14 protein-coding genes are annotated in these 13,605 nt (G+C 64.3%); 5 read left to right on the plus strand and 9 right to left on the minus strand.

All coding sequences use genetic code 11. From position 1 onward, the window contains the following. Positions 1 to 97 precede the first annotated feature (97 nt). Positions 98 to 1,111 carry a GTP 3',8-cyclase MoaA gene (gene moaA, locus GBJ34_RS15425; RefSeq protein ID WP_151720094.1) on the plus strand — a complete coding sequence of 338 codons (1,014 nt, stop codon included), beginning with the start codon at positions 98 to 100 and terminating at the stop codon, positions 1,109 to 1,111. A 114-nt stretch (positions 1,112 to 1,225) separates the two neighbouring features. Here the strand turns inward: moaA and GBJ34_RS15430 are convergent, their stop codons facing one another. From GBJ34_RS15430 to GBJ34_RS15440, 3 genes are all read right to left on the minus strand, one after another. After that, a complete protein-coding gene (locus tag GBJ34_RS15430; RefSeq protein WP_151720095.1) occupies positions 1,226 to 2,053 on the minus strand; it encodes a LysM peptidoglycan-binding domain-containing protein in 828 nt (275 codons plus the stop codon). Further along, positions 2,050 to 2,703: a rhodanese-like domain-containing protein gene (locus GBJ34_RS15435; protein ID WP_192931244.1), complete on the minus strand. Its 654-nt coding sequence runs from the start codon at positions 2,701 to 2,703 to the stop codon at positions 2,050 to 2,052. Before GBJ34_RS15435 ends, GBJ34_RS15430 begins: the two co-directional genes overlap by 4 nt. A 131-nt stretch (positions 2,704 to 2,834) precedes the next feature. After that, a complete protein-coding gene (locus tag GBJ34_RS15440) occupies positions 2,835 to 3,470 on the minus strand; it encodes a GntR family transcriptional regulator (protein WP_151720097.1) in 636 nt (211 codons plus the stop codon). A gap of 159 nt (positions 3,471 to 3,629) precedes the next feature. Here GBJ34_RS15440 and GBJ34_RS15445 point away from each other — a divergent pair, with 159 nt between their 5' ends. Further along, positions 3,630 to 4,277 (plus strand): pyrimidine 5'-nucleotidase, encoded by a 648-nt coding sequence (locus tag GBJ34_RS15445; RefSeq protein WP_151720098.1) that lies wholly within the window; start codon positions 3,630 to 3,632, stop codon positions 4,275 to 4,277. A 199-nt stretch (positions 4,278 to 4,476) separates the two neighbouring features. After that, a complete protein-coding gene (locus tag GBJ34_RS15450) occupies positions 4,477 to 5,667 on the plus strand; it encodes a UbiH/UbiF family hydroxylase (protein WP_151720099.1) in 1,191 nt (396 codons plus the stop codon). A 199-nt stretch (positions 5,668 to 5,866) separates the two neighbouring features. Here the strand turns inward: GBJ34_RS15450 and GBJ34_RS15455 are convergent, their stop codons facing one another. Together GBJ34_RS15455 and GBJ34_RS15460 are read right to left on the minus strand one after the other, a co-directional pair. Then, on the minus strand, positions 5,867 to 6,325 hold the full coding sequence (locus tag GBJ34_RS15455; RefSeq protein ID WP_151720100.1) for an Lrp/AsnC family transcriptional regulator: 459 nt from the start codon (positions 6,323 to 6,325) through the stop codon (positions 5,867 to 5,869). Then, a complete protein-coding gene (locus GBJ34_RS15460) occupies positions 6,322 to 6,777 on the minus strand; it encodes an Lrp/AsnC family transcriptional regulator (protein ID WP_151720101.1) in 456 nt (151 codons plus the stop codon). The genes GBJ34_RS15455 and GBJ34_RS15460 overlap by 4 nt, the downstream gene beginning before the upstream one ends. A gap of 180 nt (positions 6,778 to 6,957) precedes the next feature. Here GBJ34_RS15460 and GBJ34_RS15465 point away from each other — a divergent pair, with 180 nt between their 5' ends. Both GBJ34_RS15465 and ilvC read left to right on the plus strand, forming a co-directional pair. After that, positions 6,958 to 8,055 (plus strand): Hint domain-containing protein, encoded by a 1,098-nt coding sequence (locus tag GBJ34_RS15465; RefSeq protein ID WP_151720102.1) that lies wholly within the window; start codon positions 6,958 to 6,960, stop codon positions 8,053 to 8,055. A gap of 126 nt (positions 8,056 to 8,181) precedes the next feature. After that, positions 8,182 to 9,204, plus strand: coding sequence for a ketol-acid reductoisomerase (gene ilvC, locus GBJ34_RS15470; protein WP_151720103.1), 1,023 nt, complete (start codon positions 8,182 to 8,184; stop codon positions 9,202 to 9,204). A gap of 127 nt (positions 9,205 to 9,331) precedes the next feature. Here ilvC and GBJ34_RS15475 read toward each other — a convergent pair whose 3' ends face one another. The 4 genes from GBJ34_RS15475 to GBJ34_RS15490 are packed head-to-tail and all read right to left on the minus strand — an operon-like array spanning position 9,332 to position 13,578. Then, positions 9,332 to 10,273 (minus strand): glycosyltransferase family 8 protein, encoded by a 942-nt coding sequence (locus tag GBJ34_RS15475; protein WP_151720104.1) that lies wholly within the window; start codon positions 10,271 to 10,273, stop codon positions 9,332 to 9,334. Then, positions 10,273 to 11,616: a phosphoglucosamine mutase gene (glmM, locus tag GBJ34_RS15480; RefSeq protein WP_151720105.1), complete on the minus strand. Its 1,344-nt coding sequence runs from the start codon at positions 11,614 to 11,616 to the stop codon at positions 10,273 to 10,275. The genes GBJ34_RS15475 and glmM overlap by 1 nt, the downstream gene beginning before the upstream one ends. Next, entirely contained in the window at positions 11,613 to 12,626 is a 1,014-nt protein-coding gene (folP, locus tag GBJ34_RS15485; RefSeq protein WP_151720106.1) for a dihydropteroate synthase, read from the minus strand. Before folP ends, glmM begins: the two co-directional genes overlap by 4 nt. Positions 12,627 to 12,669: 43 nt before the next feature. Beyond that, a complete protein-coding gene (locus GBJ34_RS15490; RefSeq protein WP_151720107.1) occupies positions 12,670 to 13,578 on the minus strand; it encodes a dihydroneopterin aldolase in 909 nt (302 codons plus the stop codon). Positions 13,579 to 13,605: the final 27 nt, after the last annotated feature.

A 13,605-nucleotide genomic window follows, 5' to 3' on the forward strand; every position in this document is an offset into this window, starting at 1 on the left:
CTCATAGCTTGTCACCAAACCTACCTTTCCGTTTTCGGCGGATCAACCGTCGCAGGCAGGCCTTGCCGCAAACCCGCCGAAAGCCTAGGTTTGCGGCATGACCGCGCCGCTGATCGATCCCTTTGCCCGCGCCATCCGATACCTGCGGGTTTCGGTGACGGATCGCTGCGACTTCCGCTGCACCTATTGCATGGCGGAACACATGACCTTTCTGCCCAAGGCCGACCTGCTGACGCTGGAAGAACTCGACCGGCTTTGCTCTGCCTTCATCGGCATGGGCCTGCGCAAGCTGCGCATCACCGGCGGCGAGCCGCTGGTGCGGCGTGGCATCATCGGCTTCTTTCAGGCCATGTCGCGGCATCTGGACAGTGGCGCGCTGGAAGAGCTGACGTTGACCACCAATGGCAGCCAGCTGGCGCGCTTTGCCGATGATCTGGCGGCGGCCGGAGTGCGCCGGGTCAATGTCTCGCTCGACACACTGGATGCGGAAAAATTCGCACAGATCACCCGATGGGGGCGATTGCCGCAGGTGCTGGACGGTATCCGCGCGGCGAAGGCCGCGGGCCTGCGGGTCAAGATCAACACCGTTGCCCTGAAAGACGTCAACGAGGATGAGCTGTTCCGCCTAGTCGAATGGTGCGCCGAGGAAGACCATGACCTGACCTTTATCGAGGTCATGCCGATGGGCGATCTGGCCGACCGGCTGGGCCAGTTCTGGTCGCTGGCCGATCTGCGGGCGCGGCTGGCCACGCGCTATCACCTGACCGACCTGCTGGAACGCAGCGGCGGCCCTGCGCGCTATCTGCGGATCAGCGAGACCGGGCAGAAGATCGGCCTGATCACGCCACTCAGCCATAATTTCTGCGAAAGCTGCAACCGTGTCCGGCTGACCTGCACGGGCGAGCTGTTTCCCTGTCTCGGACAGGAAGAGGCCAGCGACCTGCGCGGCGTGCTGCGCGCCAGCCCCGATGACGCGGTGCTGCAACAGGCAATCCGTGACGCCATTGCTCGCAAACCCAAGGGCCATGATTTCGATTATGGCCGCCAGCAAGAGGACGGGCAGAAGATCGGCGGGCAAATGCGCCGCTACATGAGCCATACCGGCGGCTGATCGCGCTGTTCCGGGCTGTTTCCGACAGTCCGTTCCGGGTTTGCCTGAAATTCTGGGTTTTGCTGAAATTCGGGGTTTGCCTGAAATCGAACGCAGGGCCGTTTCTGACGAGCATTAGGGCTGTTTCAGGACCGGAATGCGCAGCTCTTGCCCCCGACGCAGCCGGTCAGGGCCGGACAGCGTGGCGCGATTGGCCTCCAGAATGATCGGGTAAAGCGCCATATTGCCATAGAATTTCAAGGCAATGGCCCCAAGGCTATCGCCCTCTTGCACCAGATGGATACGGCTTTCCGTGCCGGCCACCGGCGCCGTGAGGGCGGGATGGCGGGCCGGTTGCAGATCGGCCCGCGCTGCCGCCTGCGCGGCACTGACCAGCCCGGCCAGCAAGACGGCGGTATCGACCTTGCCCGAGGCGGTGACCAGGCCTGCGGGCACCGAGACCTCGCCCCGTCCCGCCGCCTCATTCACCAGCGCATCGATATAGGCATCAGTCTGCCCCTCACGCAGCGCCTGTGCCACCAGACCTTCCAGCGTGACGGGGCGCGCCGTCTGCCCGCGCAACCCGTTCAGCGCCGCAATCGCGCCGCTCGACATGCGTTGCAGCGCCACCTGTTCGGGATCGCCATCGCGCAGCAATGCCAGATCCTGCAGGATGGCGGCAGTTGTCTGCTCCACCCCTGTCGCATCGGGGCGCAAAAGCGGGATCGCGCCCACGCCGACGGGCTTGCTTTCGCCCGCATTGGCCACCATGCCAAGCGCATTGGCCGTGCCGCCCCGCGCCGCCGCCCCGTCAGAGGCTGCGCGCAGACGCGCCATCGGATCGGCGGCATCGGACAGTTGGACGGGCTCGCCCTCGGGGCCGCGAAACACCCATGGCACACCCGTGATGACCGCCGCGATCCCCACGACGACAACCAGATATAGCAGCGCCAGACGGATCATCCATCGCTCCCCTGCGTGGCGGCTGCTGGGCGACTGCTGGCAGGGCGACTGCTGGTCAAACCCAGCATCAACCAGTCCTGCATCCCACCCCGGTAGTAATGCAGCCGATCCAGCGGATAGCCTGCCGCCTGCAAGGCGCGCAGCGCCCGCACGGACTGATCGCTCCAGGCCCCGTTGCAGAAGATCACCAGATCCAGCGCATTCGAAAAATCAAATGCTCCACCGCCCAGGGGTCGTGCCCCAAGCGCCACCAGTATATCGTTGCGAAACGGGTTTTCCGGCGCGAGCGTGGTGAAGGGCACATTCACCGCTGACGGGATGGATCCCTTTTCGAACCATTCCGGCAGCCGTGCATCGATCAGCGCACCACGTCCCTCGGACAGCGGCCCCCGGATGAAATCGATCACCTCCATCTCGCCCAGCGTGGTCACGCCCGGCAGGGCCTGCATCGGTTGCAAGCAAAAGGGCGGACAGATGCGCGAGGTCTTTGCGAAGTCATCGCTTAGCCGGGCCTCGGGGTCCGGGCTGCGCGCGATGGTGAAGGCCTGCCCGTTCAGGGTGAATTGCAGATCGCCAAGCAGTTCGGTCAGACGATTGCCCTCTGCCAGAACAGAGATCGGCACCAGCGTCAGCACCACGATGCCAACCATCGCTCTCGCCCCTGCCCCGACCGACATTAAGACCCCCGAACAAACACTACGCACGCACAACGCCTTCAATGGGCGCAATTACGATAAAATGTGGCGCGATTGTGGCAAGTTTTTCGGGCCGAAGCAACCACCTAGCGCAGACGAAGCTCGCCCGCCTCGATGCGCAGCCGCGTCTCGAACGCTTTGGAGATATGCGCCTTCAAGGCGATATAGGCCGCCTCTCCGTCACGATTGGCGATGGCATCAACGATGGCGCTGTGCTCGGCCAGCGCCACCTCGTCGCGCCCTTCCGCCGCGAAGGAGGTATTGGCCATCAGCGCCATGGAGCGATGCACAAGATCCAGTTGCTGGACCAGAAAGCGGTTATGGCTGGCCAGATGAATCTGCTTGTGAAAGCGCTTGTTGGCCCGGCTGAGCGCGCGCGGATCGCCCCCCTGCAATTGCAGATCTTCCTGCGCCATCGCGCGCAGCACGCGGATTTCCTCTTCGGTGGCGTGGCGCGCGGCCAGCCTTGCGGCCAGCCCTTCCAGTTCGGTGCGCACGGCGTAAAGCTCGGCCAGTTGATTGTGGTCCAATGACGCTACAATCAGGCTGCGCCCATCGCGCGACAGCATGGATTGCGTCTCCAACCGCTGCAGCGCCTCGCGCACCGGTGTGCGCGACACGCCAAGCCGTTCGGCCAGTTCCGATTCCACCAGACGGTCGCCGGGCTTGTAGACGCCGGCCTCGATGGCCTCAAGGATAAGCGTATAGGCGTCTTTCTGCACGAATGGCTCCCTTCCTTCCCTGGGCGCAGACCCTATGCGCGCCCTCGGCGCATGGCAAGCGCCCGCAGGCAGAGCGCCCGCCTTTGCGGCTCGGTCCGCGCAGGCGCCCCCGAAGGCCAGTGCCTTGTCGCGGCACCCGCTTTGCGCTAGCCAAGACCCATGCACGCGCAAGATTTCTCCCATATCCGCAATTGGGTCTTCGACCTCGACAACACGCTTTACCCCCCCGCGATGCGGCTCTTCGACCAGATCGAGGTGAAGATGACCGATTTCGTCATGCGCGAACTGGGCCTTGCCCAGCCCGAGGCCAATCGGTTGCGGCAAAGCTATTGGGATCGGTATGGCACCACCATGGCCGGGCTGATCGCCGAACACGGGATCGAGCCAGAGGGCTATCTGCACGAGGTGCATGATATCGACTTTTCGATCCTTGTGCCGGACCCAGACCTGGCCACAGCGATTGCGGCCCTGCCGGGGCGGCGCATCATCTATACCAATGCCTCCAGACCCTATGCCGAAAAGGTGCTTGCGGCACGGGGCCTGGACGGATTGTTTGCCGCGATCTATGGCGTCGAACATGCGGGCTACCGCCCAAAGCCCGAACGCGCCGCCTTCGAGACGATCTTCGCGCTGGACGGGCTGGACCCCACGACAGGCGTGATGTTCGAAGATGATCCGCGCAACCTTGCCGCCCCGCATGATATGGGGATGCGCACGGTGCATGTGGCACCACAGGCGCTGGTGGCCCCGCATATCCATTATCACACGGATGACCTGGCGGGCTTCCTGACCCGGCTGCAGGGCTGACGCCCCCTTCGCCACAAGGATCAGCCGTCGCCCACCACGCCATCCCTGCCCCCGGCCTGGGACAGAGACAGAGACAGGCCCCGTTTCACAGGTGCGAGAGACAGAAGGGCCTATGACATCGGGTCGCGTGGACGCAGGCGCGGCTTTCACCTATCTAGGGGGCACGGCCCGAAAGGCCAGATCCAGCGGAGCCGAAGCGATGCGCCAGACCACCGATATCCTGATCTCCGGCGGCGGGGTGGCAGGGCTTGCCGCGGCCTGCGCCTTCGGCAGCGCGGGCTATCAGGTGATCTGCGTCGAACCGCAGCCGCCGGTCACCGCCGAGGCCAGTGCCGGCTCCGACCTGCGCAGCACCGCCTTCCTGCACCCCTCGATCCCTGTCCTGCGGGCGGCGGGCCTCTGGGCGCGGCTGGAACCCCATGCCGCCGCGTTGCAGATCATGCGCATTGTCGATGCGGGCGGGGTCGCGCCGGAACCCCGCGTCATCAAAAGTTTTGACGCGGCCGACCTGTCAGACCAGCCCTTTGGCTGGAACCTGCCGAACTGGCTGCTCCGGCGCGAGATGCTGGCACGGATGAATGAGCTGCCCAATGTCACCTTCCTGCCCGGTCGCGCCACCACCGCTGTCCTGACCCGCGAAAACGCGGCCCTCGTCACCCTCTCGGATGGCAGCCGCTTCGAGGCGCGGCTGCTGATCGGTGCCGATGGGCGCGGCAGTCTGGTGCGCGAGGCACTTGGCATCCCGGTGAAAACCCTGCGCTATGGCCAGAAGGCACTGGCCTTCGCGGTCAGCCATCCCGTTCCGCATGAGAATATCTCGACCGAAATCCACCGCTCCGGCGGGCCCTTCACCTTCGTGCCGCTGCCCGACCGCGAAGACACGCCCTGCTCTGCTGTGGTCTGGATGGATCACGCAAGCGAGATCGAACGCCGGCTGACCCTGTCGCCTGAGGTCTTCGCGGCGGAAATGCAGGAACGGTCCTGCAACCTTTTGGGGCCGCTGACCCAGATCAGCCGCCTGACCGCCTGGCCGATCATCGCCCAGATCGCTGCCCGCATGTCAGGCGAGCGCACCGCCCTGATGGCCGAGGCCGCGCATGTCATGCCGCCCATCGGCGCGCAGGGATTGAACATGAGCCTCGCCGATCTGACCGCGCTGCTGGATCTGGCAACGCCTGAAACCCTCGGCAATCGCGAGATGCTTGCGGCCTATCACAAGGTCCGCCATCTGGATGTGCAGACCCGCGTCCATGGCATCGACCTGCTGAACCGCGCCTCGCAGATCGGGGCACAGCCGCTGCGCGATCTGCGCGCGGCAACCCTTGACGCGCTCTATTCCATCGCGCCGCTGCGGCGCGGACTGATGCGGGCGGGCATCGGCGTCCGCTGAAGGACCCAGTGCTGAAAGGCGCGGTGCTTTTTAGAGTATTTGGACAAGCAGCAAAGCATCAACCGATATGAGCGCGGAAAACGGCGCGCCGTTTGGCCCCTCTCATCGCGGTGTCCTGCATTGCTGCTTGTCCAAATACTCATCCTTACCCGAGCGGCCCCAGCCCCCCCGTGGTCAGAGGTGCCCCAATGGCCCCGGACTATCCCAGTGGCCCTGGGCGCGCCTCTTCGGTCAAAAGCACATTGGCCTCAACCTGCCCCACACCCGGCAGGGTCATGATCCGGCGGCGCAGCACGCGTTCGAAATCCGCGATATCGCGCGCCACCACCCGCAGGCGGTAATCGAACAACCCCAAGACATGCTGCACCACCTGCACCTCGGGGATCGCGGTCACCGCGCGCTCAAAATCCTCCAGGCTCACCCGGCCCTTGGTCGCCAGCTTGATGCCGAGGAAAACCGTAACGCCAAAGCCAAGCGCCGCGCGATCGACAAGCACGCGCTGGCCGTTCAGGATGCCCGCATCCTCCATCCGTTTCACCCGTCGCCAGGCGGCGGGCTGGCTCAGACCATGGCGGCGTCCCAACTCGCCCGCAGACAAGGTGCCATCGCGCGACAGATCACGCAGGAAGGCGCGGTCGAGATCGTCGAGATCGATCATAGCGGCAGCCCTGCGCTGTCCTTGATGGTGGCGATCAGCATCAGCGCCTCGATGTCGGAAATATGCGGCAAGGTCAGGATGCTTTCACGGTAGATGCCCTGATAATGCTGCATGTCGCGGGCGATGATGGTGAGGCGGACATCGACGCGGCCCAGGAAGGTTTCGATCCCCACAACTTCCGGGACGTCCCGCGCGGCGGACAGAAATTCGTCAAAGGCGCGGGGATTGGTCTTGTCGAGGGTGAAGCGCAGCGACACCTCAACCCCGTAGCCAAGCGCGCGCCAGTCAACCACCGCCTGCCGCGCCTGGATGACCCCGCTTTCCGCCAGCCGCTCCAGCCTGCGCCAGCAGGTCGCCTGCGTCACCCCTGCACGCTCCGCCAGATCCGATGTCGCCAATGCCGGATCAGCCAAAAGCTGGCGCAGAATGCGCCGATCGGTATCATCAAGCATGGAGGCCTCATCATCTGCGCCTTTGACGCATGATTTTCTCATATCAGGGGCCAGAAGGCAAACCCGGGTCAGTATCTGCTCACGCTTGCGCGATGCTGCGGATGCAAAAAGGTTAACGCGCCGTTTACCGTGCAGAAGGGTCGGCAATCTGCCGTGCCTGAAGCCGATACGAGTGATCCTATGCCCGAGACCAGCCTGACGATCCTGCCCCGCAGCGGCGTGACCATAACCCGTGCGGATGGCAGCGCTACCGGGCAATCCGATATCCTGTCCAATGCGTTGAATGGCAATGCCTTCTCCTGGGAGGTGCCGCATGATCTGGCGCTGACCTTCGGATCCAGCGCCAGCACCCTGCACTTCGACGATGCCGATGGCTGGCTGAGCGATGATCCGGTGAACGGCGCGTCTGTCCTTGACCAGCGATTGACCCAGCCGGTGACCATTGACGGGCAGACCTATGTCCCGAACGAGACCGAGCTGCGCTGGCAATCGCCGCCGCCTGTCTATGTGGAAAACGAATTCTCCGTCACCCTGTTCGACGCGGCAGGCAATATGTTCCATATGGTCGGCGTATCAATCACCACCGGCTATAGCACCCAGGTGGTCGGCATCTTCTTTGACGGCCCGCCGCCACCCGATGGCAGCACGCTATATTACCGCCAAGGTCAGTCGCAATATTTCGGCACCGGGCAAAAGGTGCCGATCCCGGTCAACACCGTGCCCTGCTTCCACGCAGGCAGCCTGATCGCCACCCCCTCCGGCCCGCGGCTGATCGAAGAGCTGCAAGCCGGCGACCGGGTTCTGACACTGGACCATGGGGCGCAAGTGATCCGCTGGATCGGGCGCAGCCGGGTCTGCGGGCTTGGGCCGCTTGCACCCGTCCATATAGCCCCCGGGGCACTTGGCAATGACCGGGCGCTGCTCGTCTCGCCCAATCACCGGATCCTGCTGACCTCGGCCCGGGCCGAACTGCTGTTCGGGCAGCCCGAGGTACTGGTCGCGGCAAGGTTCCTGATCGATGGCAAGGCGGTCCGGCAAGTGCCATGCCTGCAGGCCGATTATCTGCATCTGATGTTCGACCGGCACGAATTGGTCAGCAGCGCGGGGATCTGGTCGGAAAGCCTGATGACCGGGCCAATGGCGCTGCAATCGCTGGATTTCGCGGCACGGGCCGAGTTGCAGGCGATCTTCCCCGACCCGACAGAGGCCGCGCATTCGGCCCGCGCCAGTCTGACCCGGGGCGAAGCTGCGCTTCTGCGCATGGGCGCAAGGGAATGAAGTATCCGCATATTTCCTTCATGAAGCATGATTTACCCACATAAACCGGAATATTGGCAAAATTTGCAGCAACAGACGGCGCGCGATCCGTATTCTGCCTTCAGTTCAAACCGAAAGGATACGCCGATGCGCGTGTATTATGATCGCGACTGCGACATCAACCTGATCAAAGACAAGAAAGTGGCCATCCTTGGCTACGGCAGCCAAGGCCATGCCCATGCGCTGAACCTGCGGGATTCGGGTGCGAAGAACCTCGTCGTTGCGCTGCGCGAAGGCTCGCCCTCGGCCAAGAAAGCCGAAGGCGAAGGCCTGAAGGTGATGGGCATCGCAGAGGCGGCCGCATGGTGCGATGTCATCATGTTCACCATGCCCGACGAGCTGCAGGCCGAAACCTACAAGAAATACGTCCATGACAACCTGCGCGAAGGCTCTGCGATCGCCTTTGCTCACGGCCTGAACGTGCATTTCGGCCTGATCCAGCCCAAGCCCGGCGTGGACGTGATCATGATGGCACCGAAAGGCCCGGGCCACACCGTGCGCGGCGAATACACCAAGGGCGGCGGCGTGCCCTGCCTTGTGGCAGTGCATCAGGACGCGACCGGCAAGGCGCTGGAAATCGGCCTGTCCTATTGCTCCGCCATCGGCGGCGGCCGTTCGGGCGTCATCGAGACCAACTTCCGTGAAGAATGCGAAACCGACCTGTTCGGCGAACAGGCCGTGCTTTGCGGCGGTCTGGTCGAGCTGATCCGTTGCGGCTTTGAAACCCTGGTCGAAGCGGGCTACGCGCCGGAAATGGCCTATTTCGAATGCCTGCACGAAGTGAAGCTGATCGTCGACCTGATCTATGAAGGCGGCATCGCCAACATGGATTACTCGATCTCCAACACCGCCGAATACGGTCAATACGTCACTGGCCCGCGTATCCTGAAATACGAGGAAACCAAGGCCCGCATGAAAGAGGTCCTGACCGACATCCAGCAGGGCAAATTCGTGCGTGACTTCATGCTGGAGAATGCCGTGGGCCAGCCGACGCTGAAAGCCTCGCGCCGCGCCAATGACGAGCATCAGATCGAAAAAGTCGGTGCGAAACTGCGCGAAATGATGCCCTGGATCTCCAAGGGCAAGATGGTTGACCGCGCCCGCAACTGACCTGCGGCCACAGCCAAGACAAAAGGCCGGGGATTGCCCCGGCCTTTTGCGTTTTCCTGTTTACTTTCAGGGGCTTTCGTTTCGGCATTTGCGCATCGGGCGCTTTGCGTTCCCCTGCAACCCTACCTTAGAAGCGCAGCACGGCCTCTGCCCGGGCCTGCATGGCCTTGTATTCGCCAAGCCAAGGCCGCCGCTTGGGGTAAAAGATCGGCCAGCGGATCTCCCATGGGCGCAGACGCCCGGTAAAATGCACAAGGCCCGGATTGATGCGACTTTCGGCAAAGCGCGCCTGTTCCGACGCCGGAAACGGGGCGGAGCCGGTCGCCCGGTTGCCCCAAAGCGCGTTCCAGATCGGGTCCAGCGGCGCGATCTGCCCCTTGAACACCGCATTCACCCAGTTCTGGTCGTTGAAGCGCAGCCCATATTGCTTGCGCAGCGCCACCGCCCCTGCCGCATCGCCCATCGGCACATCAAGGCCAAGCGCGCGGATGCGCGGCAGATCAAACAGGATGACGCCCGCGTTGATATAACGTTCAGCATCGACCAGATGCGCGATCTTGTCGAGATCGGCCAGATGGCGCATCGATTTGCGCGAACGCGGCAGGGTGCCGGTCTTGCGATACCAGACCGCCTTGGCGATGCCGCTGTCCAGACAGGCCGCAATCGGGCACCCGCCCAGATCGGTCTGGAAAGCGGGGCCGATATCGCGGCGGAACATGGTGTCGCCATCGACATAAAGCGTCGGTGCCTCAAGCAGTTTCGGCAATGACAGCCGCGCCAACGTGGCGGGCGAGACATGGCCGCCCACCTCCAGCTTCGGCACGTCGATCTGACGCGCATCAAAGGTCGCGCCGGGGAAATGCGCGGACAATTGATCGACCAAAGGCTGCAACCCGGGCACGGGTTCCGTCACCAGCAGGCGCAGCGTCACATTGCGCGGGCGATGCTCCAACAGCGACCATGCCGACAGGATCGAGGCGCGCAGAAAGCCACCATCGAAGATCCATGTGACATCCGGTGCAATCCCGCTTGCTGCATCCGGGCCCGGACCGATCGGGGCAGGCTGCATCACACCGCCGCCTCGACCGCCGCGACGATACCGTTGACCTCCGCATGAAGCAGCGCCTCATCCTCGCATTCCGCCATAACGCGGATCAGGGGCTCGGTGCCGGATTTGCGGATCAGGACGCGGCCCTTGCCGGTCAGCCGCGCCTCGGCCTGGGCAATGCGGGCCTGCACGCTTTCGACGGAAAGTGGTTGTTTATCCGCGCCATAGCGAACGTTCTTCAGAAGCTGTGGCACGGTCTGGAAGCTGGTGGTCAGGTCCGATGCCGGCTTTCCGGTGCGCGCCATCTCGGCCAGGAATTGCAGCCCCGCCACCAGACCATCGCCGGTGGTGGCGTAATCGGTCATCACGATATGGCCCGATTGCTCGCCACCAAGGTTGAAGCCGCCGCGCCGCATCGCCTCAACCACATAGCGGTCACCGACCGCCGTGCGTTCCAGCCGCAGCCCGCGCCCCTCAAGGAACCGTTCAAGCCCGAGGTTCGACATCACCGTCGCGACCAGCGTGTCGCCGCGTAGCCGCCCGTCTTCGGCCCAACGTGCCGCCAAAAGCGCCATGATCTGGTCGCCATCGGCCACGCGGCCATTCTGGTCCAGGATCATCACCCGGTCGGCATCGCCATCAAGACTGATGCCGACATGGGCACCATGCGCCACCACTGCCTCGGCGGCGGTCTGGGTATGGGTGGAGCCGCAACGCTCATTGATATTGGTGCCGTTCGGATTGACCCCGATCGGGATCACCTCGGCGCCCAGTTCCCACAGCACATCGGGGGCGGCGCGGTAGGCTGCGCCATTGGCGCAATCCACCACCACTTTCAAACCGTCCAGCCTCAGCCCCGCAGGGAAGGTGGTCTTGACGAATTCCTGATAGCGCCCGCGTCCGTCATCGATGCGCTTCGCTCGGCCGATGTTCTGCGGCTGTGCCGGCTGGATCTCGCCTGCCACAATCGCCTCGATCTCGGCCTCGGCCTCATCTGACAGCTTGAACCCGTCGGGGCCGAAGAACTTGATCCCGTTATCCTGATGCGGGTTGTGACTGGCCGAAATCATCACGCCCACATCCGCACGCATCGACCGGGTCAGAAACCCGACCGCAGGCGTCGGCACCGGGCCCAGCAGCAGCACATTCATGCCGGTCGAGGTCAGCCCCGCCGTCAGCGCATTTTCCAGCATATAGCCGGAAAGGCGCGTATCCTTGCCGATCACCACGCGATGCGCCGCGCTGCCATCCCGGCGGAAATAACGCCCGGCGGCCGCGCCAAGGCGCAATGCCATCTCGGCGGTCATCGGATAGGTATTGGCCCGACCCCGAACCCCGTCGGTGCCAAAGAGTTTGCGGCTCATGTCCGGTCTCCCACAGTTACGGAGCGCCACAGGGCAAGGGCCTGCCGGGTCTCCCACACATCATGCACGCGCAGAACCTGCGCGCCCTGCGCCACCCCCGCCAATGCCACGGCAACCGAGCCGGGCGTGCGACGGGTGGCATCGCTTTCGGCCCCAAGCGTGCCGATGAACTTCTTGCGGCTGACGCCCAGCAGGATCGGGCAGCCAAGGCCGTGAAACAGGCTAAGACCGCGGATCAGCGTCAGATTATGCGTCAGCGTCTTGCCGAACCCGATGCCGGGATCGACCATGATCCGGTCGCGCGGAATGCCCGCCGCCTCGGCCTCGGCCACGCGAGCGGCAAGGAAGTCATACACATCCAGCAACACATCCTCATATTGAGGATCGTCCTGCATGGTCTGCGGTGCGCCTTGCGCGTGCATCAGGCAGACCGGGACACCGCTTTGCGCGGTGACATCCTTCAGACGCGGGTCAAAGCCGAACGCCGCCACATCGTTGACGATGCTGGCACCTGCGGCCAAGGCGGCCTCGGCCACGGCAGATTTGCGGGTGTCGATGGAAATCACGGTCTCGATCCCGCCTGCGCGCAAGGCCGCGATCACCGGCGCGGTGCGGCTGATCTCTTCACCCACCGGCACTTCGGCGGCACCCGGGCGGGTGCTTTCGCCGCCAATATCCAGAATCTCGGCCCCTGCCCCGGCCATCTCGCGGCCCTGACGCAAGGCGGCCTCGGGTGCCATGAAACGGCCCCCGTCGCTGAAGCTGTCCGGCGTCACGTTCAGGATGCCCATGAGGCGCGGGCGATCCATCGTCAGCCCGGCAAAATCGGCGCGCGGTGCGCTCAGCCGCTCACGAATGGCTTCGGGCAGATCGCTGACGGCAATCAGGTCCGGCGCGGCATCGCGGGCCAGCACCTCGACCCGGTCGAACCAGAGCCAGCCGCCCGCCAAGGAGAGCGCGCCCTTCGGGCGGGCCGGATCCGACATCGGAATGGGACGATAATATTTCATCGCCCCGAATTAGGCCCAAGCCCGGTTACAGGCAAGGCCGGGTTCAGGCGCGCTCAATCCCCACGCGACTTCCCGCCGGAACTGTTACATCGCCGTGAACGATCAAGGCCTCGGCCGCGGTCAGTTCTGCCAGCCACAGCGAAAGCGCCACCGGCTCGCGCGAATGGGGGCCGTCCACCACATCCAGCACCAGCTTTGACGGTGCCCAGACGATCATCTGGCCATGTTTCATCGCCCAGTCGATTTCCGTCCGCGTCGCCACAACCACGCAACGCGGATCGCGCGCCGCCAGCCGCCAGGCGTTTTGCTCGATCGCCAGCAGGTCAACCCGGCGCTGCGTCGGCTTGTGCCCGGTCTGCGGCACCTCCGTATCGGGCAGGCCCACGGTCAGGATCACCGGCAGGCCGCGCGCCTGCCAGCCATCCAGCCGGACCGAGAGATCCGGCGCAGCAATCGCGGCATTGTCCAGATAGACGACCAGCGGATGCAGAGCCTGCATCATCCCCTCGCTGTCCACTGCGCGCAACGGCGCCTCTGCCCGCGAGCGCGCGATCTCCACCCCAAGCGCACCCGGGCCGCGATCCAGCTTTTCCACCCGCACGAAAGCACGCATCGCCTGCGGCTCTGCCAGAATGCGCTCGGCCACCCGCGCGGCCAGCGTCTCCAAAAGGTTCAACCTCTCATCCGACAATTCTGCCGCAATGGCCTCGGTGATGCGATCATAGCTGAGGATGCGGTCGACATCATCCTCCAGCGGTTCGGGCTGAGGGCGCACCTCGACCACGACATTGAAGCGCAGGCGTTGGGGGCGACCGCGTTCCTGCTGAAACGCCCCGATATCGGCATCGACCACATGGTCGCGCAGCGAAATCCGGTCGCGCGGATCGGCCGAGGCCGAGGCCAGACTGCGCTCTTCGGGATGGGCAAAGGCAAGGCGGATATCGCTGGTCATTCTGGCTGGCCTCCGGGCCATTGGATC

Source organism: Gemmobacter serpentinus (assembly GCF_008973825.1).
Classification (GTDB): Bacteria; Pseudomonadota; Alphaproteobacteria; order Rhodobacterales; family Rhodobacteraceae; genus Gemmobacter; species Gemmobacter serpentinus.

Excerpts from the sequence above, each read along its gene's own strand:
- moaA (WP_151720094.1), top strand. The coding sequence starts at position 98 with ATGACCGCGCCGCTGATCGATCCCTTTGCCCGCGCCATCCGATACCTG.
- GBJ34_RS15430 (WP_151720095.1), bottom strand. The coding sequence starts at position 2,053 with ATGATCCGTCTGGCGCTGCTATATCTGGTTGTCGTCGTGGGGATCGCG.
- GBJ34_RS15435 (WP_192931244.1), bottom strand. The coding sequence starts at position 2,703 with ATGGTTGGCATCGTGGTGCTGACGCTGGTGCCGATCTCTGTTCTGGCA.
- GBJ34_RS15445 (WP_151720098.1), top strand. The coding sequence starts at position 3,630 with ATGCACGCGCAAGATTTCTCCCATATCCGCAATTGGGTCTTCGACCTC.
- GBJ34_RS15450 (WP_151720099.1), top strand. The coding sequence starts at position 4,477 with ATGCGCCAGACCACCGATATCCTGATCTCCGGCGGCGGGGTGGCAGGG.
- GBJ34_RS15455 (WP_151720100.1), bottom strand. The coding sequence starts at position 6,325 with ATGATCGATCTCGACGATCTCGACCGCGCCTTCCTGCGTGATCTGTCG.
- GBJ34_RS15460 (WP_151720101.1), bottom strand. The coding sequence starts at position 6,777 with ATGCTTGATGATACCGATCGGCGCATTCTGCGCCAGCTTTTGGCTGAT.
- GBJ34_RS15465 (WP_151720102.1), top strand. The coding sequence starts at position 6,958 with ATGCCCGAGACCAGCCTGACGATCCTGCCCCGCAGCGGCGTGACCATA.
- ilvC (WP_151720103.1), top strand. The coding sequence starts at position 8,182 with ATGCGCGTGTATTATGATCGCGACTGCGACATCAACCTGATCAAAGAC.
- GBJ34_RS15475 (WP_151720104.1), bottom strand. The coding sequence starts at position 10,273 with ATGCAGCCTGCCCCGATCGGTCCGGGCCCGGATGCAGCAAGCGGGATT.
- glmM (WP_151720105.1), bottom strand. The coding sequence starts at position 11,616 with ATGAGCCGCAAACTCTTTGGCACCGACGGGGTTCGGGGTCGGGCCAAT.
- folP (WP_151720106.1), bottom strand. The coding sequence starts at position 12,626 with ATGAAATATTATCGTCCCATTCCGATGTCGGATCCGGCCCGCCCGAAG.
- GBJ34_RS15490 (WP_151720107.1), bottom strand. The coding sequence starts at position 13,578 with ATGACCAGCGATATCCGCCTTGCCTTTGCCCATCCCGAAGAGCGCAGT.